The sequence below is a fragment of the Dehalococcoidia bacterium genome (assembly GCA_021295915.1).
In the GTDB taxonomy this organism is placed as follows: domain Bacteria; phylum Chloroflexota; class Dehalococcoidia; order Lucifugimonadales; family UBA1123; genus VXRN01.
Genome location: JAGWBK010000009.1, coordinates 12,429 through 35,194 on the forward strand (window position 1 = coordinate 12,429; position 22,766 = coordinate 35,194).

20 protein-coding genes are annotated in these 22,766 nt (G+C 57.5%); 12 read left to right on the forward strand and 8 right to left on the reverse strand.

Features of this window, described 5'->3' with window-relative positions:
• Nucleotides 1-71: 71 nt before the first annotated feature.
• On the forward strand, nt 72-878 hold the full coding sequence (locus J4G14_04360) for an SDR family oxidoreductase (protein MCE2457026.1): 807 nt from the start codon (nt 72-74) through the stop codon (nt 876-878).
• Nucleotides 879-962: 84 nt separating this feature from the next.
• On the opposite strand, the gene J4G14_04365 is transcribed toward J4G14_04360, so the two are convergent.
• Nucleotides 963-1,688 carry a ribonuclease activity regulator RraA gene (locus tag J4G14_04365; GenBank protein ID MCE2457027.1) on the reverse strand — a complete coding sequence of 242 codons (726 nt, stop codon included), beginning with the start codon at nt 1,686-1,688 and terminating at the stop codon, nt 963-965.
• 122 nt (nt 1,689-1,810) lie between these two features.
• Between J4G14_04365 and J4G14_04370 the strand changes: the two genes are divergently transcribed.
• A complete protein-coding gene (locus J4G14_04370) occupies nt 1,811-2,998 on the forward strand; it encodes an FAD-binding oxidoreductase (GenBank protein ID MCE2457028.1) in 1,188 nt (395 codons plus the stop codon).
• Between the two features lie 27 nt (nt 2,999-3,025).
• Complete coding sequence (locus tag J4G14_04375) at nt 3,026-4,264, forward strand: MFS transporter (GenBank protein ID MCE2457029.1); 1,239 nt, start codon at nt 3,026-3,028, stop codon at nt 4,262-4,264.
• Between the two features lie 2 nt (nt 4,265-4,266).
• On the opposite strand, the gene J4G14_04380 is transcribed toward J4G14_04375, so the two are convergent.
• Entirely contained in the window at nt 4,267-5,442 is a 1,176-nt protein-coding gene (locus J4G14_04380; GenBank protein ID MCE2457030.1) for an aminopeptidase P family protein, read from the reverse strand.
• A 172-nt stretch (nt 5,443-5,614) separates the two neighbouring features.
• Between J4G14_04380 and J4G14_04385 the strand changes: the two genes are divergently transcribed.
• The 5 genes from J4G14_04385 to fabF all read left to right on the forward strand — a co-directional run bounded on the left by J4G14_04385 (nt 5,615) and on the right by fabF (nt 11,686).
• Nucleotides 5,615-6,178, forward strand: coding sequence for a GNAT family N-acetyltransferase (locus J4G14_04385; GenBank protein MCE2457031.1), 564 nt, complete (start codon nt 5,615-5,617; stop codon nt 6,176-6,178).
• 12 nt (nt 6,179-6,190) lie between these two features.
• Nucleotides 6,191-7,519, forward strand: a complete 1,329-nt coding sequence (locus J4G14_04390) for a CapA family protein (protein ID MCE2457032.1) — start codon at nt 6,191-6,193, stop codon at nt 7,517-7,519.
• A complete protein-coding gene (locus J4G14_04395; GenBank protein ID MCE2457033.1) occupies nt 7,497-8,885 on the forward strand; it encodes a phosphotransferase in 1,389 nt (462 codons plus the stop codon). The genes J4G14_04390 and J4G14_04395 overlap by 23 nt, the downstream gene beginning before the upstream one ends.
• A gap of 111 nt (nt 8,886-8,996) precedes the next feature.
• On the forward strand, nt 8,997-10,403 hold the full coding sequence (locus tag J4G14_04400) for a bifunctional folylpolyglutamate synthase/dihydrofolate synthase (GenBank protein MCE2457034.1): 1,407 nt from the start codon (nt 8,997-8,999) through the stop codon (nt 10,401-10,403).
• A gap of 35 nt (nt 10,404-10,438) precedes the next feature.
• Nucleotides 10,439-11,686: a beta-ketoacyl-ACP synthase II gene (gene fabF, locus J4G14_04405; GenBank protein MCE2457035.1), complete on the forward strand. Its 1,248-nt coding sequence runs from the start codon at nt 10,439-10,441 to the stop codon at nt 11,684-11,686.
• Between the two features lie 134 nt (nt 11,687-11,820).
• Here fabF and J4G14_04410 read toward each other — a convergent pair whose 3' ends face one another.
• Nucleotides 11,821-12,066, reverse strand: coding sequence for a hypothetical protein (locus tag J4G14_04410; GenBank protein ID MCE2457036.1), 246 nt, complete (start codon nt 12,064-12,066; stop codon nt 11,821-11,823).
• Between the two features lie 262 nt (nt 12,067-12,328).
• Between J4G14_04410 and J4G14_04415 the strand changes: the two genes are divergently transcribed.
• From J4G14_04415 to J4G14_04425, 3 genes are all read left to right on the forward strand, one after another.
• A complete protein-coding gene (locus J4G14_04415) occupies nt 12,329-13,252 on the forward strand; it encodes a methionyl-tRNA formyltransferase (protein ID MCE2457037.1) in 924 nt (307 codons plus the stop codon).
• 161 nt (nt 13,253-13,413) lie between these two features.
• On the forward strand, nt 13,414-14,943 hold the full coding sequence (locus tag J4G14_04420) for a GAF domain-containing protein (GenBank protein ID MCE2457038.1): 1,530 nt from the start codon (nt 13,414-13,416) through the stop codon (nt 14,941-14,943).
• 26 nt (nt 14,944-14,969) lie between these two features.
• Entirely contained in the window at nt 14,970-15,482 is a 513-nt protein-coding gene (locus tag J4G14_04425; protein ID MCE2457039.1) for a response regulator, read from the forward strand.
• 18 nt (nt 15,483-15,500) lie between these two features.
• Here the strand turns inward: J4G14_04425 and J4G14_04430 are convergent, their stop codons facing one another.
• Complete coding sequence (locus J4G14_04430; GenBank protein ID MCE2457040.1) at nt 15,501-17,522, reverse strand: VWA domain-containing protein; 2,022 nt, start codon at nt 17,520-17,522, stop codon at nt 15,501-15,503.
• Nucleotides 17,523-17,738: 216 nt separating this feature from the next.
• On the opposite strand from J4G14_04430, the gene J4G14_04435 reads away from it, so the two are divergent.
• Entirely contained in the window at nt 17,739-18,836 is a 1,098-nt protein-coding gene (locus tag J4G14_04435; protein ID MCE2457041.1) for a mandelate racemase/muconate lactonizing enzyme family protein, read from the forward strand.
• A gap of 35 nt (nt 18,837-18,871) precedes the next feature.
• On the opposite strand, the gene J4G14_04440 is transcribed toward J4G14_04435, so the two are convergent.
• The 4 genes from J4G14_04440 to J4G14_04455 form a co-directional block, all read right to left on the reverse strand.
• Nucleotides 18,872-19,528, reverse strand: coding sequence for a 50S ribosomal protein L25 (locus J4G14_04440; protein MCE2457042.1), 657 nt, complete (start codon nt 19,526-19,528; stop codon nt 18,872-18,874).
• Nucleotides 19,529-19,649: 121 nt separating this feature from the next.
• Nucleotides 19,650-20,843, reverse strand: a complete 1,194-nt coding sequence (locus J4G14_04445) for a GNAT family N-acetyltransferase (protein ID MCE2457043.1) — start codon at nt 20,841-20,843, stop codon at nt 19,650-19,652.
• A 1-nt stretch (nt 20,844) separates the two neighbouring features.
• The gene (dgoD, locus tag J4G14_04450) at nt 20,845-21,984 is read right to left on the reverse strand and encodes a galactonate dehydratase (protein MCE2457044.1); all 1,140 of its coding nucleotides are present in this window, start codon (nt 21,982-21,984) and stop codon (nt 20,845-20,847) included.
• Nucleotides 21,985-22,021: 37 nt separating this feature from the next.
• Nucleotides 22,022-22,765, reverse strand: coding sequence for a sulfite exporter TauE/SafE family protein (locus J4G14_04455; GenBank protein ID MCE2457045.1), 744 nt, complete (start codon nt 22,763-22,765; stop codon nt 22,022-22,024).
• Nucleotide 22,766 lies beyond the last annotated feature (1 nt).

The following is a 22,766-nucleotide window of genomic DNA, read 5'->3' on the forward strand; positions in this document are numbered from 1 at the left end:
TGCGCGGCGGTGAATTCTCGATGCTACAATCGCCGCACGGAAGGTCAGAGTGACAATGCAAAGGGGGGAACATGGACCTCAATGACAAGGTGGCCATCGTTACGGGGTCAGCGCGCGGGATTGGACGCGCTATCGCGGACAAGATGGCGGCGTACGGTGCGACAGTAGTGATATGCGATCTGAACATCGACAACGTGCAGCGTACGGCATCTGAGCTTAGCGAAGCTCACCCGGATACAGAGTTCGGAGCATTCCAGGTCGATGTAACTCAACGCGAGTCGCTGGACCGGCTGGCGCGAGACGCATCAGACCTGTTTGACCAGATCGACATCCTGGTCAACAACGCAGGGATCATCGGTGCGTCCGGATGGGAGGACCGCGACAGTCCAATTGAAGAGGACTGGGACCAGATATACGCGGTCAACGTCAAGGGCGTTGCGAAGGCCTCAGACGCGATCTCCGAATACATGAAGCCGCGAAACTACGGAAAGATCGTCAACATCGCCTCGGTAGCCGGTCGGCAGGGAGGTCCCGGCAATCCTGCGTACAACGCTTCCAAGGCCAGCGTCATCAGCCTGACGCAAGCCTATGCGCTGGGGCTCGCGCCGTTCAACATAAATGTGAACGCAATATGTCCGGGTTCTCTGTGGACAAACATGTGGGAGCGGATTGCGGTGCGAAACATCAACCTGGATGAGAGTCAGTCGAGCCTGACTCCTAGGGAGCACTTTGACCGCTCTATCCAGGCCAGGATGCCGCTAGGCCGCGAGCAGACGCCAGAGGACATCGCTAACCTGGCGGTGTTTCTGGCTTCGGACCTGTCTCTGAACATCACCGGGCAGGCGATCAACGTAACCGGTGGGTCGCGAATGGACTAGGGCCGGGACAAACGTCAGGATTCCCGCTTTCGCGTGAATGACGGATTGGGCAATACGAACTGCCCCGCCCACTAACCGAAAGGACTACCCGGGGCGTTTCCGGCCGGTCTTTGCCTCGTAGAGCTTCCAGGTCTCGTCGTTGAACGGGTAGTACTTGCCGGGCGAGCATTTTTCGACTTCCAACTGGGCCTTTACGATCTCTTCGACCTCTTCGCGCTGGTGGGCGATCCGAATGACCTCGCCCACCTCGGACCTGGGCACGACGACAACTCCGTCGTCATCGCCCACGACTGCATCTCCTGGCCTGACGAGGACTCCACCGCACTGGATGGCGTCGTTGACCTGCCAAGGCCAGAACTCGGCCGGTCCCTGCTTGGCGGTGGTTGACGCGCTGAAGACTGGGAACCCGTACTCTCTGAGCGCGACGCTGTCCCGCACAGCCCCGTCCGTGACAAGCCCGCCAGCGCCAAGCTGCATCATCCTGAAGAACTTGATGTCGCCTCCTATGGAGCTGTACGTCCATCCCATTGCGTCCACTACGAGCACCTCTCCAGGACCGCACTGCTCGATTGCCACGTACTCGGCTGATTGGTCAGCCTTGGGCTTATCGGCGGCAAGGTCGGGCCGGTGTGGGACGAAGCGCAATGTGACCGCACGTCCTGCCATCTTCTGTCCGAGCTGCAGGGGGCGTGCGCCTTCGATGTAGCTCTGGGGCCAGTTCTTAACCCAGAGGGCGTCGATAAGGGTCTGGGTCGGGATACTCTTGAGAACTTCCAGGGTCTCGTCAGAGATGGGGTTTGAGGTTGTCATATGATGTTCTCCTGCGTGGGAAGTCGCCGCGTATTGTATGGACTGGCGCTTACCCGTACAATCCCATCTGGTGCCTCCCCATGGCACCCGGCAGCTGGAAACCACGGGGCAAGGATCTATCGATGACAAGTGCGACTGCGGACGTTGTTGTAATTGGTGGCGGAGTTAACGGGACGAGCATCGCTATGCACCTGGCTCGCATGGGCGCAGGCAAGGTTGTGCTTGTGGAGAAGGGTCATCTAGCCGGTGGTGCGACCGGCCGGTCCGGCGCGATGGTGCGTGAACACTACCTGCATCCAACACTGGTGAGGATGGCGACTGAATCGAGAGAGATCTTCCAGAACTTCGGAGATGCGGTTGGGGGCGACCCCCGGTTCATCCAGGGTGGCAGGATACTGATGTTCCCTGAGCGGGACGAGCCTGCCGTTCGCGCTAACGTCGAGATGAACCGCGACCTTGGTGTCAATATTGAGACAATGACACCAGTAGAGCTCGCCGGGATGGTTCCCCAAGCAAGCATGGAGGAGATCACAATCGGCACGTACGAGCCGGACGCGGGCCACGCTGACCCCGTCGCGACCACATACGCCTATGCCGAGCGGGCGAGGGACTACGGCGCCGAGATACACACGCAGACTCCCGTCCTGGGCCTTGTCACTTCCAGTGGGAAGATCATCGGAGTCGAGACAGTGTCTGGGACGATTGAGACTTCCACTGTGGTTGCCGCAGTAGGGCCCTGGTGCCATCAGCTTGGGGCTGCGGTAGGAGAGTCGCTGCCGGTTACTCCCATTCGCGTCCAGATGGTGCACATGAGAAGGCCCCCTCCACTAGAGAATCTCAACACAAACATAATCGACTACTCAACGGGAGCCTATTTCCGTACCTATTCAGACTACGACACGGTTATCGGCGGTGAGGCACTCGAAGACCTGATGGAAGTTGCCAACCCGGACGCGTTCGGTCTGAATGCGGACCACGACGTAATCACCCGATTCTGGGAACGTGCGAAGCTCAGATTCCCAGAATTCCAAGACGCAATCTGCCGTGGTGGATACGGATCACTCTACGACATGACGCCGGACGGCAATCCGATACTCGACCGCTCTCAAACTGTCGAAGGTCTCTACTGGGCCGTCGGATTCAGCGGACACGGATTTAAGCTGTCCCCAGTCGTGGGCCGTATGGTTGCTGAGCTGGTGCTCCGCGGGGAGTCAAGTGACCATCCAGTCGGCCAGTTCAGGTCGACCCGGTTCGCTGAAGGCGATCTCCTGGGCGCTGAGCACCCATATGAGGGCAGACGGCACCAGTAGCGTTCATTAAGGCGGTCTTCTAATACGATGGCTACAATTCAGGTTACCGAGGAAACAAAGAGGGGACGCAACCAGCTTGCGTTCACGGTTGTCCTTGGGCACACCGTGAAACACATCTATAACTCAGGGCTCCAGTCGGTCATCCTGGCGGTTATAAAGGACGACCTCGGACTCAGCGGCACTCAGTTTGGACTGCTTGCGACATCGCAGAGAGTCACGAGTGGCACGACGACGATGATCGCCGGCTATCTCGGAGACCGGTTCGCCAACAGGTCGGGCCTGATGCTCATGCTTTCACTGGGCATCATGGGTGTCTCCTACTACCTGATGGGTAGCGCGCCGAGCTACTGGTTCCTGTTTGCGGTGATGCTGCTAGTCGGAATAGGACCTTCGCTGTACCACCCACCGGCTATTGCGTCGCTCTCCAGGAAGTTCCCTGACAGACGCGGATTTGCCATCTCACTGCATGGCACCGGTGGAAGCGTTGGCGAAGTTGTAGGACCGGTGTTGACGGGCGGGCTGATCAGCGGGACGTACCTCGTTGCCTTCCACTGGCGTGACGTGCTCCACATGAGCGTGTTGCCAGCGCTGATCATTGCTGTCGCCGTCTACCTGATGATGAAGAGTATTCCTGCTGGAGCCGCAGACGCCGAGTCGCTGGGGCAATACCTCACTTCCCTTGCGACGCTGGTAAAGCGAAAGGCGATGGTGTCCCTCGTCTTCGTGACGGCCCTTCGAAGCTCCGGGCAGTCGGCGGTGATGGGATTCTTGCCTGTTTACTTGCTGGAAGACCTTGAATACGAAAAGGTCGTAATCGGTCTGTTCATGTCGGGAGCGCAGGTAACCGGAATCGTCGCGCAGCCCATCATGGGGTTCCTTTCCGATAAGTTCGGGCGCAAGGTCGTCCTTGTGCCATGCACGCTAGCGCTGGGTCTCCTGATAATATGCCTGAGGTTCGCGGAACCTGGGCCGCAGCTGGTGCTAGTAGTTCTGTTCATGGGCGCATTCCTGTACTCGCTCCACACCATCTACATCGCGGGTGCGATGGACGTCGCGCAGGGGCAGGCTCAATCGACAGTAGTTTCGCTGATATACGGTGCGAGCTTCATCGGCGCGTTCTCTCCGTGGGCAGCCGGATGGGTCGCAGACCAGTGGGGGAACTCGGCAACGTTCATCTTCGGAGGCGCGCTTGTAATACTCGGAGCGCTGATCCTATGGGCCACAAGACTTCCCAAGACTGCAAACCAGTTGGACGCAGGGAACTAGCCTTAGCTCTCGATGAGCACAACCTCGCGCTGCATCTCTGTCGTGACCTGCGGACCGTCTTCGGAGTAGAAGACGTTGATCTCTGACCTCACTCCGAATTCGGGGACGTAGATTCCGGGCTCGATGGTCACAGCAATACCTGGGATTAGCTGACGTGTGTCGTATGTTTCCCACGAGTCCAGGTTGACGGCATTGGAGTGGACCTCACGTCCAAGGCTATGGCCGAGTCTGTGATTGAAGTACTCGCCGTAGCCTGTCCGCTCGATGTAGTCCCGCGCCACTTTGTCCAGCTCCCAGCCCTGGAGGGTGCGGCCCTCTTCGAACGCTGTCACCATCTCTGCCAGTGCGGCGTCCCGGGCGCCAAGGACGTTGTCGAACACTTCCTGGTGTCTTGGCGGAACGTCGTCTCCCACATAGGCGGTCCACGTAATGTCACCGAACATATCGTCCTCGCCGGGAAGCCGGGTCCACAGGTCGATCAGAACCCAGTCGCCTCGCTTGATACTGACCGAGTTTTCTGGTGTGGGGTCGAAGTGGGGATCAGAGGCGTGTGCGTTGACTGCAACGGCCGGGCCATCTGTCACGACCAAGCCGCTTTCCAGGAACCGGTTGCGTATGAACTCGGCAGTATCGAACTCCGTTATGCCTTCGTCGAGAGTAAGCCCGATGTGCTCGAACGCCTCTCCTACTATCTGGGTCAGCATCTCTGCTGCAAAGATGTGAGAGGCAAGCTGCTCGTCGGTCCAGCGTTGAGTGGCATACTGGAGGAGGTCGGCAGAAGACACAACATCCACGCCCAGCCCTCGGACCATCTCGAGCGTTCCACCGTCCACCTTGGATACGCGGGGAAGGGCACCCTCAGGCGTGTACTCCATCGCAATGCAACTCGACGTACCGAGCCTGGTCTTCAACTTGTCGATCATGTCGTTGCGGTTGACGAAGAGGGTGCTATCGATTCCAAGGTGAGTGAACCGACTTTGGTCAACGAAGCTGACCAACATATGTGGATCGCCTTGTTGTGGTATCCAGAGCCACACCGGTCTGGTGACATGACCGACCCGGCCTACCGTGTCCGACAGTATTGGATTGAGGCCTCTGTAGTCGTACACGAGCCATCCGTCCACGTCCCGTGACGTCATGTACTCCTGCGCCTGTTGCACTACTGGCTGAATTGACATTGTGCGATTTCCTCCGGGATGGGCCAGAATGAATACTGGCAGATCGTGTTGCAAGCCATATGTGTGTCCGTCAATGTATAATACTGGCATGGAAGTCGTCACCAGTATTGGACGACATACCTACGATCTCATTTGACTATCTCTTCCTGGTTCTCAGGCTACGGAGACTCCTATGACCAGACAACGAACCGTTTCCCTAAGAGGGGTCACGCGAGAAGACGTGACCAGAATCAGGCAGTGGCTCGAGGACGAAGAGACCACAGACAGCTGGTTCGGACGATACGCTTATGGCGAACCTGCCCACCTCGGGTACCGGCCCGCCGAAATGGAGGACGCCACGGACGAGGAGTTCGCGCGTGCCCTGGAAGACCCATCGCATGTGACGATGTCCGTGTACACGGACGACGGTGAACACATTGGGGAGATCCACCTTGGTCTGGATGAGGCGCTTGGCGATGGTCAACTGTCGATTCTTATGGGACAACGCAGTCGATGGACTCGTGGATACGGACTCCCGGGCATTAGGGCCGCACTAGATCTCGCCTTCAACGAATATGGGCTCTACCGAGTATGGGTGGACATCCCTGAGTTCAACCTGTCGGCCCGTACGCTGTTCGAGCGGGTTGGGTTCGTTCACGAGGGCACGCTGCGTCAGAGCAGGCCACACGGTGAAGAGAGGGCCAACTCGGTTGTGATGGGAATGCTGGCGGCCGAGTACGACCCAGGAACAGACTGACTTGCTACAACTATGACTCTCTACGACGCAGAATCCGGGAACCTTACACTCGTCGCCAGCGGCGATACGATGATCACGCGACGCCTTTCGGTGTTCAAGGAACCAAAGTTCCTTTCACTTGTCGATCTGTTCAGGAACGCTGACGTCGGTTACACCAACCTTGAGATGCTCATGCACGACTTCGAGCACTCTCCTGGTATGGCCGGCGGCACTTTTACAGGCTCTGATCCAGCAAACCTGGAAGAGCTTCGCTGGGCGGGCATCAACCTCGTGTCAACCGCCAATAACCACAGCTACGACTATGGGGAAGGCGGTGTACTTACCAACATCGGCCACCTGAAGAGAATAGGAATGGCGTTCGCCGGTACAGGTCGCAACCAGAGCGAGGCTCGGGCTCCAGGGTATCTGGACACGAATGCCGGCAGGGTTGCGCTCATCTCCGCGTCGTCAACGTTCAGCGAGGCGGGCAGGGCTATGGACCAGCGTCCGGACCTGCACGGGAGGCCAGGACTCAACGCTCTTCGCCACTCAGTGACCTACACAGTGGACCGTCCCGCATTCGATTCGATGAAGCGCGTAAGTCGCAACTTGGGATTCGAGGCCGGTAATGCGGCCCAGAGACGGTTTAGACCCAAGGGCACCGTGATGGAGGACAACGACACCCAACTCGGGTTCCTGGGTAAGAAATTCGTACTCGGCGAGGAGTTCGGCAAGTCGACCCGGCCCAACCGGCGCGACATGGACGAAAACCTGAAGTGGATCAAGGACGCCTGCCGGATGGCTGACTGGGTGTTCGTCTCGTTCCACTGTCACGAGAGCGGCGACACCACGGACCAGCCGCCGGAGTTCCTGCAGGCCTTCGCGAGAGCGTGCATCGACGCCGGCGCAGATGCCTTCCTGGGTCACGGTCCACACGTTACGCGGGCAGTAGAGATCTACGAATGCAAGCCGATCTTTTACAGCCTCGGTAATTTCATCTTCCAGAACGACACGGTGCAATGGCAGCCTGCGTTCAACTTCGAGTCCGTAGGGTTGGGACCTGAAAGCACTCCGGCCGACTTTTACGATCGGCGAAGTGAGAACGACACCCGTGGATTCCCAGGGGACGCGATCTACTGGAACAGCGTGGTTGCGCGGTGCGAGTTCAGGACCGGTGAGCTACACCGGATTGAACTTCACCCGATCGATCTTGGGCACAGTAAGGCAAGGTCGCAGAGAGGCAGACCGGTTCTTGCGACCGGACGGTCCAGTCAGCACTCGTTGGAGAGAATGAAACGGCTCTCCGAACCGCTCGGTGCAAAGGTGAGAGTACAGGACGGTGTCGGGGTCATCGAACTCTGACCATCACGGGTCAGGCGAGGCGTATATCCCGGCACTCGCGGTAGTATTTTCCGAGAGCGGTACAGAGATTGCGGTAACGACCGGCGATCTTCCGACCCTTCCCGAAGTACGCGTGTTTGATCGCTTCTACCCCGAGATCGAAGAGTTTGTGAATGCAGCAGCACGCACCCTGGGGTTAGACGTACGCGTACTGAGGTGCCTCGATCGGGGCGGCAACAGCGAGGCAAGGCCTCGGATCTATTCCCTCGTAGCCTCAGATGATGGCGAACCACTGAGCGATGCATTTCGCTGGTTCGATGTGGTTGAGGTCGATCGTCTGGGCGGCCTTGACGACTCTCAGTTGGACTCAATTCGATTGGAATGCGAGCGGCTTAGGCGATCGCCTGAACGGCCCTTCGTGCCCTGGGAGTGGCCTGGAGAGTGGGAATACGAAGCGCGAGAGTGGGTCTACGGCCACGTTGAATCACGGTATGCTGCGGATCAGGTGACACTTACGCCGATTCGCTCATGGTCGATTTCCAACGTGGTGCGTGTAGATGTCGAGACAGGGTCCGGCTCGGAGCGACTTTACTTCAAGGCATCTCCGGCGTTCTTCTCGCGAGAGGCTGCGCTTACTGGTGTAGTAGCTGACCGATTCCCCGACGCCAGTCCGAAGTTGGTCGCGGTGGACCTGGATCGTGGTTGGATGCTGATGGAGGATCTGGGGGACCTTACCCTGGGAGCCGCCGACAGCGTCGAACTCTGGAGCGATGCGATGCGAGCATTAGCCAGGGTGCAGATCGGATTCGTGGCTGACACCAGTCAGCTGGATAGGCTTGGACTGGAACGGCGTTCCTCGTCGATGACATCCAGTATGCTCAGGGAGTGGTCGCGAAAACCACGCGCCCTGGCTCTCGGTTACGAAGCTGAACGAACTGAGAAGGCGTTGAAGCGTCTCTATCCCTTCTTGGAACTGGTGGATGAGCTCTGCCGCCTGGTTGACTCAGTCGGTCTTCCCCAGACCCTTAGCCACGGCGACCTCGATGCAGGCAACATGTTCGTTAGGAACGGTGTGCCGGTAATCATGGACTGGTCGGACTCTTCCATCTCCAACCCTCTCTTCGATCCTGCGCTCATTCCTCAGGTCTCCAGGAGTCCGACATTGGCTGACACCTATCTGAAAGAGTGGAAAGGGATTGTGCCAACCGATCGCTTGGAGCAGGCGTTCGAGGCTTCCAAACCTATTGCTGCCCTTGAGCGCGCCTTCCACTACCACAGGAACATCGTCCCAGACCTGGAATACCCCTCCGTGGACCTACGTGTGCTGGAGTCTTACATACCAGACCTGTTGAATCTTGCCGCTAAGTCTCTAGAGCTTCATGAGTAACTGCCTTCAGTTCCGGAAGACAGGCAAAAGTGGTGGAATACGGACTGTCAGTGCGCTACAGTATCCGTACTAAGCGGTGGTAGATCTCATCACGCAGTGAGCCGCGATTCCATGTCTGCAGCTACTCCAAAGACACTCGACTTCAATCAAGCTATCGATCTGGCGATGGGACTCGCCGACTTCGAACGCTCGACTCACTCTCCTGGACACTCAGGCTTTCACCTGGAGAGGGTCGGTCTACTCGCCGAACGCTTGGGAAATGTGCACCGCGCCGTACCTGCGATTCATGTCGCCGGTACCAAGGGTAAAGGCAGTACGTCAGCTCTCATAACGTCGATACTGTCAAGTGCCGGGTACACGGTCGGTCTGTTCACATCACCGCACCTGCATACCGTGTGTGAGAGAGTGCGAATCGGTCTCGATCCGATTTCCCGCGAAGAGTTTGCGGCGTTGGTCGCCCAGATCTGGCCCGCAGTCGAGGATGTCGGGTCAAACGGCCCCTACGGCGGCGTCACATTCTTTGAGATGATGACCGTACTGGCGATGGTCCACTTTCGCAACATCGGAGCCGACTTCCAGGTGCTTGAGGTTGGGCTGGGAGGTCGGCTTGATTCCACCAACATCGTTACTCCCGAGGTCTCAGCGATAACGTCGATCAGCATCGACCACGCGGCAACCCTCGGCGATACGATTGCAAAGATCGCAACCGAAAAGGCCGGGATAATAAAGCCGGGCACACCCTGCGTGATTGGTCCGCAGTGGTCACAAGACGCTATGCGGGTCTTTGATTGTGTAGCGGATGAACGCGGCTCTCCCATGGTGAACGTGTCTGAGCACTTTGAGATGCGGGGGACGTCGTCGGATCTCAATGGACAATCGATCGAGGTCACAGGAGAAGGGTGCGAGTACGATCTGTGGACGCCACTTCTCGGTGACCACCAGATTGAGAATGTGGCAACGGCAGTAGCAGCAATTGAAGTGCTTCAAGACCGGGGTCACGACATCTCGTACTACTCCATCGTCAAGGGGGTGCGGGACGTCTGTTGGCCCGCGAGGTTCCAGATATACGAACGAAATGGCAAGACGATAACTGTCGATGGCGCCCACAACCCGTATTCGGTAGGGAGGCTCCTTGAGACCATCAGACAGCTCATGGATTCCAGTCGTGTCTTGCTCGTGTTCGGGTCCCTGGGCGGCCATAGTGCCGAGGGAATGCTGGAAGTCTTCGCAGACATGAGCCCCGATGTAATCGCAGTGCAGTCAAGGCATCCACGCTCGGCACGAGCGAGCGTCACTGGTGAAAGGGTTCGCAGCATGGACTTGAACCTGATCGGCGAGTTCGTCACGGTTGCCGACGGACTGCGATATGCAATCGAGGCAGCCGAACCAGACGACCTGATTCTCTGTTCGGGTTCCATTGCCCTGGCCGCCGAGGCTATCGAGGAACTCGAGGGCATTGAACCCGAAATCTATGAGAACCTTAGAGGGCCGGTCCACCGGCCTCTAGTCGACAACTAGCAGAGCGCAGTCGAATAGTACAGGAGAGTAGCCTCATGAAGAACGCCACAACTCGAGTGGTGATTACAGGCATGGGAGCAATGACGCCTTTGGGCGAGTCTATCGACGATTACTGGGACAGCCTGGTAAACGGCAGATCTGGCATCGGGCCGATGACGCTCTGCGATTCCTCTGAGTTCCCTTCCCGGATTTCAGGCGAAGTTACAGGGTTTGACCCAGGCAACTACATTGATCGTCGTGAACATCGAAGGATGGCCCGTTTCTCGCAAATGGCGGTTGCTGCCGCTGGGGTTGCGATTGAGGATGCCGGGCTCAACCTGTCGAAGGAGAACGAGGACCGGATCGGAGTTGTCATGGGCAATGGCAACGGCGGGTTTCCGACGACCGAGGACAATGCCCGCATACTTGTTCGAAGGGGTGGAATGCGAATGTCACCATTCTTCATCCCGATGATTCTCCCCAACATGGCTGCGGCCAATGTGAGCCGTATCTATGGTCTCAAAGGCTATACATCAACTGTCATAACGGCTTGTGCGGCGGGCACACAGGCAATCGGGGAGGCCGCGGTCGCGCTCCAGCGTGGAGTCGCGGATGTGGTCCTTGGAGGCGGCTGCGAGGCAGGGATTAGCCAGCTTGGTCTTGGTGGGTTCAACGTCATCAAGGCGCTCAGTCGACAGAATGAAGTGCCTGAGAGAGCCAGCAGGCCATTCGACGCCAATAGAGACGGATTCGTTCCCTCTGAGGGCGCGGGAGTCCTGGTATTGGAGTCGTTGGAGCACGCCGAAAGCCGGGGTGCTGAAATCCTGGCAGAGGTTACAGGTTACGGAGTCTCTTCAGATGCCTTTCACGCAGTTCAACCTGACGAGGATGGAACTGGAGCCGCGAGGGCTATCCGATGGGCGATTGCGGACGCAGATCTTGCGCCCGGAGACATTAGCTACATAAATGCACATGGTACTTCCACACCGATCAATGACCTTGTGGAGACGATGGCTATAAAGCTCGCGTTCGGTGAAGAAGCCTACGACGTTCCCATTAGTTCGACAAAGTCGATGATTGGTCACGCCCTTGGAGGGGCAGGCGCCATAGAGGGCGTAGCTTGTTTAAAGTCGATTCAGCAGGGGATAATCCACCCGACGATCAACTACGAAAACCCGGACCCGGACTGCGACCTTGACTACGTTCCCAACGAGGCGAGGAAAGCTGATGTTGTCCATGTTCTATCGAACAGCTTTGGATTCGGTGGACAGAACGCCTGTGTGGTGTTCAGTCGCATGGCGTAACACTCCATGAATCAGCGGCTCCCACTTCGGTGAAGGTGCTAGCCGTGTCGGTAGCACGGGCGAGTCGGTAACGTAGACAAACGAAAAGGGCCACGCAAGTAAGCGTGGCCCTTTTCGTTGTCGTTGGAGTGTGATCAGGTCGCTGCGGGGACCTCGGTAATCATGTCTTCGAGCATCATCTGCATGGCCATGATGTGAGTGCAGGTTTCGCGACCGATATGGAAGTCGCAATCGCATCCCCAACTGCCAGTCTCATAAGTGATCGTGTGGTCGCTGTTCTCTCCCTGGAACCGGATTGTACAGCTCTGGAAATTGACTCGCTCTTTCTGGAGTGCGTAGTCCTTCGCTTTCTCAATCTTTCTTATGAAGCTTGAGTTCATATGACAGCGTCCCTCCTTCGCGAGACATGAAAATTGGAGTACGACTTGCGCCTTCATCAAAATTGTAGCGATGCCGCCGAACCTCAGTCAATCGACATTACCGACACGGACCGCGGTAACGGCGCAGAATACCATGGGCAGGTGTATTCTATGGCCAGATAAGGCGCGCAGGATTGCCGCCGACTCACTGATAGTGATAAATTCTGGAAAAGCATCGGGAGTAACCTGGAAAGGCTGGACGATTTCAAAAATGGCTGACGATATGCGAATCGCCGTGATAGGTCAGGCCGCATTTGGCAAAGACGTTCTAGCGGCTTTGGCTGAAAATGGCGAGAACATAGTCGGAGTGTTTTGCCCTCCCGACAGGGAGGGTCGCCCATTCGACCAAATCAAGCAGGAAGCTGTGGAGCGTGAAATACCGGTCTTTCAGTTTCGGAGGATGCGTCGGAAGGTAGCTATCGACGCGTTTCTTGAGTTGAATGCAGACCTGTGTGTGATGGCGTTCGTGACTGACATAGTTCCCGACGAGATTCTGGAAGCTCCGACGCACGGGACCATCCAGTACCATCCATCGCTTCTTCCCAAGCACCGTGGACCCAGCTCCATGAACTGGCCGATCATCGAAGGCGAGACAGTTACAGGTCTTTCGATCTTCTGGCCGGACAAGGGCCTGGACACTGGGCCCGTTCTTCTGCAGAAGGAAGTAGAGATTACACCCGACGACACACTTGGTTCACTCTACTTTGGCAAGCTGTACCAGATGGGCGTGGACGCCATGGTGGAGTCGGTCCAGATGGTCCGTGAAGGCAATGCCCCCCGGGTAGACCAGGACCATGACGCTGCCACCTATGAAGGGTGGTGCAGAGCCGAGGACGTCGTGATCGACTGGGAGAACCAGTCCGTTGACGAGGTGTACAACCTGGTCAGGGGAGGCGACCCAAGTCCAGGCGCTAATACGACTCTAGATGGAACGTCCGTAGGATTCTTCAGAGCCAGCAAGATATTGGGCGACACTGGCAGCCAGGCCGGTGAGGTTACAGAGGTCTCAGACGAGGGCTTCACTGTCGCCGCCAATGGAGGCGCAATCATAGTTGGCAGAGTCCAGCCGGAAGGAGGCCGAAAGGTCATGTCGCCGGAGTGGACTGAAGAGGTTGGCCTGAAACCGGGAGCGAAGTTTGGAACGTAGATGAAGTCGAGGCGTCGTCTGTCTGGTTGCGAGGGTCACACTCAGGAGCACGGATGAACAATCGAGAGAATCATCTGGCCGGTATCGTACGCCGTCTCGCGGGCGCGGGTCGGAGATCAGAGGAGCAAGTCAGGGCCTCCGCCGAATCATTGTCGGAGAGGATGTCTTCTTTCCCTCTTCACAATCCCAATCCGGTAGTTGAGACTGATCTTGACGGCAACGTCACCTACATGAACCCAGCAGCCGAAGAGCTTTTGGGTTCAGATGCCCCCAAGAGCACCCATCCTCTGGCCAGCCAGATGGGCCCGATACGGGCCCGCCTTCTGAATGAAGGTTCCGGTGTTCAGACCCGCGAATTAAACGTGCAGGGTTCGACGTTTGAGCAGAAGTTCCTGTACATACCCGAAGACCTCGTCATTCGAATCTACTCCACCGACGTTACGCGAATGAAGGCTGCGCACGCAGCCATGATCGCGGCAGGGGAGGAGGCGCGAAGACTGGCAACGGAGAACGAGATTCTGGGGGAAGTGGGTAGGATAATTAGCTCCAGCCTCGACATCAATGATGTCTACGCTGGCTTTGGGGAACAGCTCCGCACCCTCATCCCATTTGACAGGCTCTCAATTAGCCTGGTCAATCTGGATGACAATACCTTTACGAACGCGTACGTACTCGGTGATATGATTGCGGGACGAAACCCGGGTGAAGTTATATCGCTTGAGGGAACGGTTACGAACGAGGCTGTACGGTCGCGAAGCGCAATGGTAGTTCAAGGTGATCCGGCGGAGATGGAAAGGCGTTTCCCGAACCTGCTCAGGTATCCATCCGTGGTCCTTGCCCCGCTCATCTACAGGGGTGAGCTGTTTGGAATCTTGAACGCTCGCTCGCTATTGGACAACGCGTATTATGAGAAGGACGCGGAGATGCTTTCTCGAGTGGCGTCCCAGATCACTCCGGCTATTGCCAACTCTCTTCTCTACACGGACATTGTCAGAGCACAGGATGATCTCGCCAGATCTAACTCGGACCTCGAGCAGTTTGCCTATGCCGCGTCCCACGACCTTCAGGAGCCGCTGAGAACGATCACGGCGTATCTAGGGCTAGTGAAGGAGCGCTACGGGGAAAATCTCGACGATACAGCACACGAATTCATGGACTTCGCGATTGACGGCGCCGAAAGGATGCAGCGTTTGATCACCGATCTCCTGGAGTATTCTCGTGTCGGGACTCAGGGCCGTGAACTGGAACCAGTGAACTGCACGCGTATAATGGACTCGGTGCTGGGAGGCTTGAACGAAGCGATCAAGAGTCAGAAGGCCAAAGTTGAGTGCTCGCCGCTGCCAATCGTAAACGGTGACGAAGCGCAGCTCGCGAGGCTGTTCCAGAACCTGATTGGGAATGCTCTCAAATTCACTGGAGATGCGGCGCCCAAGATTCAGATATGGGCTGAGCTTCAGGGAAACGAATGGGTGTTTTCGGTCAAGGACAATGGTATTGGAATCGCGCCAGACTACCAGGAACGGATATTTGGTATGTTCGCGCGACTTCATTCCCGCACCGCATATACCGGTACTGGTATAGGTCTCGCACTGTGTAGTAAGATAGCCCAACGCCACGGGGGTAGGATCTGGGTTGAATCGGAGGTCGGTAGTGGCTCAACTTTCCGGTTCAACATTCCGGTAACGAATTAGGGCTCTGCGCCCAGGAGGTTGTGCCAATGGCTTCAGATATTGGTGATCGCCCCATCGAGATACTCCTGGTAGAGGATAACCCCGCTGACTTTAGGCTCGCTCAGGACACCATAGAGCGTTCAAACCAGCGGGCCAATATAACCCACGCTGAGGATGGCGAGATAGCTCTTTCCATTCTGAAGAAAGAGGGAGAGCACTCCAACGCGGCGAGGCCCGATCTCATCCTTCTAGACCTCAGGCTGCCCAAGAAGGACGGCACAGAGGTCCTGGCTGAGATAAACCAGGATGAGGATCTGGTCTCGATTCCCGTGATGCTGCTCACCGGCACAGAAGCCGAGTCCAGCCTTCTTGAGTCGTACTCGATTCCGCCCAGCAGGTATGCCAGAAAGCCCCTCCAGTTGGAGCAGTTCCACCGCGCGCTTGGGCAGATGGGCCTCTTCAGCAGGCAGCCGATCAGCATTCCCACGCAGCAACAGGTGCAGCAGGCCGCTAGCGAATCCAGCAGTGGCGGACGTAGATGGTGGTGGCCGTTCGGTTAGTTCCCTGGCAGGAACTGGTCAGGATATCCGGCGCTTCCTGGACCTCAGGTAGTCGACCATCACGTACTCGCCCAGTTGGTTTGGAGTGCTGTAGAACGCCCTGCCGTTGTTCACTTTCGTCAGTCGGTCGATGAAGTCCATCAGGTAGTAGTTGGCTTCCAGCATGAAGGTGTTGATCGTGATGCCGTCCTGCGTGCAGCGCTTTACTTCCTTCAGCGTCTCCTCCATTGTGCGATGGCTCGGGGGGTAGCTGAAGTAGGCGTGTCCCTCTTCCAGGTGCGTTGTTGGCTCGCCATCCGTCACCATGATGACATGCTTGTTGGCCACCTTTTGGCGCGACAGGAGCTTGCGTGCCAGCATTAGTCCATGCTGCATGTTCGTGCCCGAATTCCAGTAGTTCCAGGTGACCTCGGGCAGGTCTTCTTCCTTGAACTCCATGGCGTAGTCTGAGAACCCTACCAGGTAGAAGTAGTCCCTTGGGAACTGGGAGTGGATGAGCCAGTAGAGCGCCATCGCGACCTTCTTGGCAGAACCCCAATATCCAAACATGCCCATCGACTTGCTCTGGTCCAGCAGCAACACTGTGGCAGTCTGTGTCAGATGCTCGGTGTGGCGAAGCTCCATGTCATCTACGGAGACCTGTACGGGCACAGTTGGCCCGCCGCGAAGCACTGAATTGAACAGCGTCCTGTGCAGGTCGATGTCAAACGGGTCTCCAAACTGGTACTGGCGTGTTTCGCCAGTAAACTCGCCGCCGTCGCCCCTGGTGAATACCTCGTGCCGGCCCATCCTATCCTTGTTCATCTCCGAGAACACTTCTCTGAGGGCGTTCTGGGCCAATTTGCGCATACCGCGAGCGGTGATTTCAAGACGGTCACCGTCACGACGCAAATAACCCGCTTCTTCCAACTGCTTTACCAGCTGTTGAAGCTGCTCCATCTCCCTCCTGGCTTCTTCGCCCAGATGCTCCTCAACCTTTTCCAGATCGATGTCATCGACATCGCCCTGTCGGGTCATCGACTCGAACTGCTCGTCCAGTCTGTCCATATCCTGGAGCTGTTCCATCAGCCTCATGGCCTGGTCGAGCGTGACTGACTCGTCTCCCATGAACGGGTACTCGTTCGCCATGTCGTCGAATGGGAACATTTCGTACATGAGCGATGACAGTTCGGAGAGGTCTCCCATCATCGATGGGTCCATGGAGGTCTGGAGCATGTCCGTCAACTCGTCCCGCATCTGTTGGGGCATCGAGTCCATAAGCGACTGCATCGAGGCCATCTGCTGCTGTAAGCGTTCGATGAGTTCGTCGAGGCTTGCAGGCCTATCTGGATCGAAAAATTGACCGTATTGCTCCATAAAACCTTCGAAATCGGGATCTTCACCCACGGCCCTGTCGTTCAGCATCTGGTTCAGAGCCTGGATCATTTCTTGCATTCGCTGCATGTCTTCTGGCGACATGCCCTCGATAGCGTCCTTCATGCCCTGGAAGAAGTTCTGCATCATCTGTTGACGAAGCATGTCCATCAGCTCTTCAAACTTCTGCCGGGCCTCAGGGTCCATGAAGTCGTACTCGGAAAGCTCACGCATCTGGCCGGCTGGGCTGTCCGGCAGAAGGTCCAGCTTCTCCAGGTTCTGCTGGGCTCGTGACTCCAACAGGTCCATTGCGGGCTCGAGGGCGTCCCTGTTTTCGCCGGCGTTTTCGAGGTCCTCCCGAGCTTGTTCAAGCCTGCGATCAATGCCGCTCCGTTCAGTGTCGAGAACGTCTTGTAGCCGCTCCTTGACGTCGTCCATTGCGGACTCGAGGTTGTACTGTTGCAGCTTCTGCTGCTGCATCTGCCGTAGCCTCTCCCTCATTTCGCGCAGTCCTGTAATGCGCTGGCCCTGATCGCCTGACATGCCGCTACGCAGCAGGTTGCGCATCGCACGGTTGACGTCACCGTGGTTCATGATGTCTTCGGAGAGGGCTTCGAGGATGTCGTCTTCGTCGAAGTCAAAGGGATGCTGAGAACCGTCCCACCGGGAGTAGCGATAGCCGATCATAGGTCGACCCCCATGCAGCCGAACAGATGGCTCGGCAGAATGGCGCAATCATAGGTAGGCAGTTCGACCGTGTCAAACGTGTTTGGCGTGCATTGGGGTTCGGAGTCGCTATGCTATACTCCGCCCCGAACGCCCTGATCCAGGAAATCGGTAACTCCGCATGTGAACAGGGTGGAAGCAGGCCATGCACGAAGTGAAACTGGAGCAGGACTCACAATGAAGATCACGGCCCTCAACATGGAAACCTATCGTTGGAAGCGCGCAACGCCGATCCGGAACGGGATGTATGTTTATCCGACGGCTGGACTTAACGTTGTGAAGGTCGAGACGGACGAGGGCGTGACCGGGGTCGGTCTGGCCGGCGGAGTCCAGGGTGCCGAGGAGATCGGAAAGGCGATTCTCGACCACTTTGCCCAGGTAGTGGTGGGACAGGACCCATTCGACACGGAAAAAATTTGGGATGACCTCTGGCAGCCTAAGCTCGTCGGGAGGCGAGGTATCACAACCAGGGTTATCAGTGGTATCGATATCGCCCTGTGGGACCTGAAGGGCAAAGCCACCGGACTGCCGGTATACAAGCTGCTTGGCGGCTACACAAACAAGGTGCCCGTGTACATCGCCGGAGGCTATTACGAGGAAGGAAAGGGCCTTGGAGAGTTAGCCGAGGAGATGGCGATAGCAATTGAGATGGGCGCCAGGGCCGTGAAGATGAAGATAGGTGGTGCCCCGATCAACGAAGACGTTGAGCGCGTCAGAGTCGTGCGCGAGGCGGTCGGGCCGGACGTCAGGGTGATGGTCGACGCCAACTGCGCCTACAGGCACTATCAGGCCCAGGAGATCGCTCGTAAGATGGAGCCGTATGACGTGTTCTGGTTCGAGGAGCCCGTCAACCCGGACGACTACGAAGGCCACCGGCTCGTTAGCCAGTCAACGACGATTCCAGTTGCCACTGGCGAGAACGAGTACACTCGCTACGGTTTCAGGGAACTCATCGAGGGGCGCTGCTGCGACATTCTCCAACCTGATGGCCTGATCATGGGCGGAGTTACGGAGTTCATGAAGGTAGCCGCACTCGCGCAGGCGCACGACTTGCACATCGCGCCGCATGGAAACCAGGACGTTCACGTCCACCTGGTTTCTGCCATTCCTAACGGGTTGACTGTCGAGTACTACAGCAACTCGACTGACCCGATGTGGGGGCAGATGTTCGAAGAGACTCTCGAAGTTGAAGACGGGTATGTCAGCCCGCCGGATCGCCCTGGCTTCGGCATCAACCTGAATGAAGAGGCGTTGGCTCCCTACAGAGTCGGCTAGTCAGCGCTGGTAAGGTGGGTGCGGGAAGGGCAGGCTTAGCTCTCGTCTTCCGAGGCGTCCTCGTCTGCTCCCTCAGCGCCCTCTTCGCCCTCGCCCTCTTCAAGCTCCTCGTCATCGAAGGTCTCGACCTCGAGTCTCGGCGGGGCAACACGTACGAGCGTGTCTTCCGGATCGTTTAGAACTGTGACGTTTCCTGGCACTTCGATGTCACCCACCAGGAGTGTCGTATCGAAGTCGACGAGCACAGAGATGTCGACAGGAATCTCTGCCGGCATGTTCATTGGCAGCGCTTCGATGGAAAGCGTCTGTATGTTCTGCAGCAGGGTTCCAGCCATCTGTGACACTGCAGGAGATATCCCAGAGAGCGTGAGCGGTACTTCGGCGCTGACAGTCCTCGTAACGTCGACACGAAGGAAGTCAACGTGTAGCACTTCTTCGGTAACCGGATGGCGCTGCACCTCGCGGACGAAGCAGATGTTTTCCATCTTCTGGTCTTCTACCTCGACCGAGATGGGGATGTTGGTACCGACCTGCGGCAGGAGCCTGTTGAGCGCGCGGCCTTCGATCTGAAGGTTCGACGGTTCAATGTCCGCTCCATACAGATGTACTGGGATAACTCCCTGTCGCCTGAGCTGACGCACCTTCTTGCCGGTGACGGTCCTGGGGTCGAGCTTGACGGTTGCTACATCCATTTGGGAGCTCCTGCTGGTAGAGTCGGTTTTGGGCGGTCCCACTCAACCACGAGGGGATTGTTTAGAAATGGGAACCGCGACGGACAATTCTAGCACAGCGATTCTTGGGGCTGGTAGGCAATCAAAGCTCTACGAACCACGGGGCGCGATCGGTGCGGAACATGCGGTCGGCCAATTTAAGAGCGTCTCTGCTCGACGACCGAACGCGACCTGCCGCTGCAAGGGATGAAAAGGAAGTCCCACCCAGGTAGACAGCCGCGAGGTCCGCAACTGAGAGGTGCAGGTCAGGAATCCTGTCCGAGGAGGTGCAAACCGCGCCACCTCGACCTGCTTCCAGAGTGTACACTCCGTCGTTCCAAGGACAGATGTCGTCGCAAACCCGAAGGGTAAGCACCCCTGCGCAGTCGTACTGTCGCGCTGTCAGGGCGGCCTTGACGTCTATCAGCCTCAGCCACAGGTGGTCGGTTGTTGTGCGGCTTAGCCTGCGTGCGTCATTCAGGCGCCACGGGAGTGCGTCGTCAACGGGTCGGTTGAAACCGTGAATCTCGCTCATCAGGTCGATGCCGCAGCAGTACTGCCACAGTTCTGCCTCCACCTCAGGGTCTTCACCGAGTATGAAGACAACCAGCACCTGGCTGTCCCTGATGCGGTAGGAGCAGAGGCCGGACACTCCACCATCCCGGAGATATGCGACGTGAAAGAATTTGCTTGCTCCTCGTCGTTGGCCTTCTGAGTCGAACAGCGCGGCCCCCCAGTAGGCGTCGCTATACCTGACCATGCCAAGCCTGTCTGGCCTGATCCGCTGGTGAAGCCGAGGCCATTCGGAGCGAGCGAATTCAGGGTCGATGAAAGCAGTCCTGCCTCCGGCACATGGGGGCGACTGCATGGCAGTATGGCGTCGATCTATGTTCCACTGTTCGGTCCATGTCGCGACTCCAAAACCGAAACGACCGTAGATGAGGCTCTCAGAGGCCGTTAGTGCAGAGAAAGGCTCTCCTCTCTCGTGCATCTGGTCCAGTTGGGCCCGCATCATCTGTGTGAGGATTCCACGGCGCCGGTGAGTGGGGAAGACCGAGACATCGTCAACATATCCCAGCGGCACGGTCCCACCCGGAACGGTTAGCTCCGAAGTGCGAGTGGTGGTCGTTCCGACAATCTCTGAGCCGTCGAACGCGCCGAAAGTACGATCCAGTTCCGCAAACGTCCGGGCGACGTCTACGTACTTGTCGCTAGCGTGGGTGCTGAACCCGCGGGCTTCGGCTCGAGACCACTCGTCGAACTCGTCGTCTGTGATCGTTCTGACTTGGATTTCCATGCTATTGGTCGATCACCGAGCCGTCTTCGTGGAGACGCGTGGAGACGACGCGTGGAGTGAACGGGTGCTTTTCGGCGGCGTCCTCGGCTAGTTCGATGCCTATTCCAGGAGCGTCTGGGATGATCAGGTAGCCGTTCTCCTGAGTGACCGCGGACTTCACGATCTCGGACTTGGGAGGCTCATGCTCACCGGTCGGGTACTCTTGTAAGGCGAAGTTGGGAATGCAAGCTGCGATCTGAAGGCACACTGCGGTGCTGACCGGGCTAAGCGGATTGTGGGGTACCACACCGACGTAGTGGGCCTCGGCCAGGGCCGCGATCTTCTTCGCATGCGTTATGCCGCCGACCATACAGACGTCGGGACGGACGTACTGTACCGCGCCGCGCTTGAGCAGCATCTCGAACTCGTGGATCGTGTGGAGACGCTCCCCTGTGGCGATGGGGATGTTGATGTGCTGTGCGACCAACTCCATGGCATCGAAGTTGTCGGGCAGGATCGGGTCCTCATAGAAGAAGGGATAGAACTGCTCGATGCCCCTTGCCAGTGCGATCGCCTCGGCGGGACTGAGACGCCTGTGGATCTCGATGCAGAGGTCGACATCGTCACCGACGGCGTCCCTGTACATGCCGACGGCGTTAATTGCCTCCTTGATCTTGTTGGCGTGGGTCTTGAAGTAGGGTACTTCGCGATCTTCATCGAGGAACGGAGTCAGGTGTCCAACCGCCGTGAATCCCATCTCCTTGGCGTCTTTGACCCCCTTTACGAGCGTCTCTCTAGTGTCGCCGAATACGTGGTAGTACACGCGGGCCTTGTCGCGGACCTTGCCGCCGAGAAGCTGGTAGGTGGGAACGCCGAAGTGCTTGCCAGCGATGTCCCACATGGCGATGTCGAGGGCACTAATGGCGCCCATGATAGCGGCACCGCGAAAATGAGAGAAGCGGTACATGTACTGCCAGTGGTGCTCGATTCTCAGTGGGTCCTTACCGACGAGGTACCTGCCTAACAGATCAATTGCCGCCTTGGACGCCTCCAGGTAGCCCCATGCGCCGGACTCGCCGAGCCCGGTGATGCCTTCGTCGGTGTGGATTCTGGCGTACAGGTACCTGCTGACGCCAATTGATTCCACTTTAGTTATTTTCATCTGTTCTTCTCCGTAGTGTGAGTGCGACCTGTCCATCCTATACCAGCGAGATGACTTCTCGCGCCAGGGTCATTCCGCACATGATGACAATCGCCGCCACAGTTGCCCGGCGAAAGACCGTTTCGTTCATCCGCCTGACAAGGTGGGTTGCCAGGTAGAAGCCAATACCTACCGGAATGATAACGATGAGTATCAGCGAGATGCGCTCGGTCGTCATAAGTCCGGCAACGCTGTAACCGATCACACCTGCTGTCTCCACGAACAGGAAATACAGGGACAGCGCCCCACGGACGGCGTTCCTGCTCCAGTTCTGCGCGAAAATGTACAGTGCCATCACCGGCCCGCCTATCCCCAGTGCGTTCAGCGTGGCCGAGACAAGGAAGGCAACGATAAGGCCTGCGAACAGCCCTCGTGGTATCGGAGCCTGCGTCCGCGATGCGACCATGACCGTGAGCAAGATCGTGACTGCGGAGATCGCAATCTTGAGGGCGTGAGAGTCAGTCTCTTTCAGTACAAAAACACCCACCGGTACCGCAGCCAGGCCCGCGAGCGCCATCGGCAAGACGCGCCTGAAGTGAAGCTCAGTCCGGTTCTGGATGACAATGAGGACAAAGAGAATCAGCGAGACAGTGTTGACCACCACGACGACCGTCTGGGGGTCGAACACGAAGAGCAGGACAGGGATGGTCGTCATCCCGATTCCGAACCCGACAGTAGACAGCACGGTCGAGCCCATGAACATGACGACGGCCGCGATTGCAGCCTCGATGACATCCGGCATG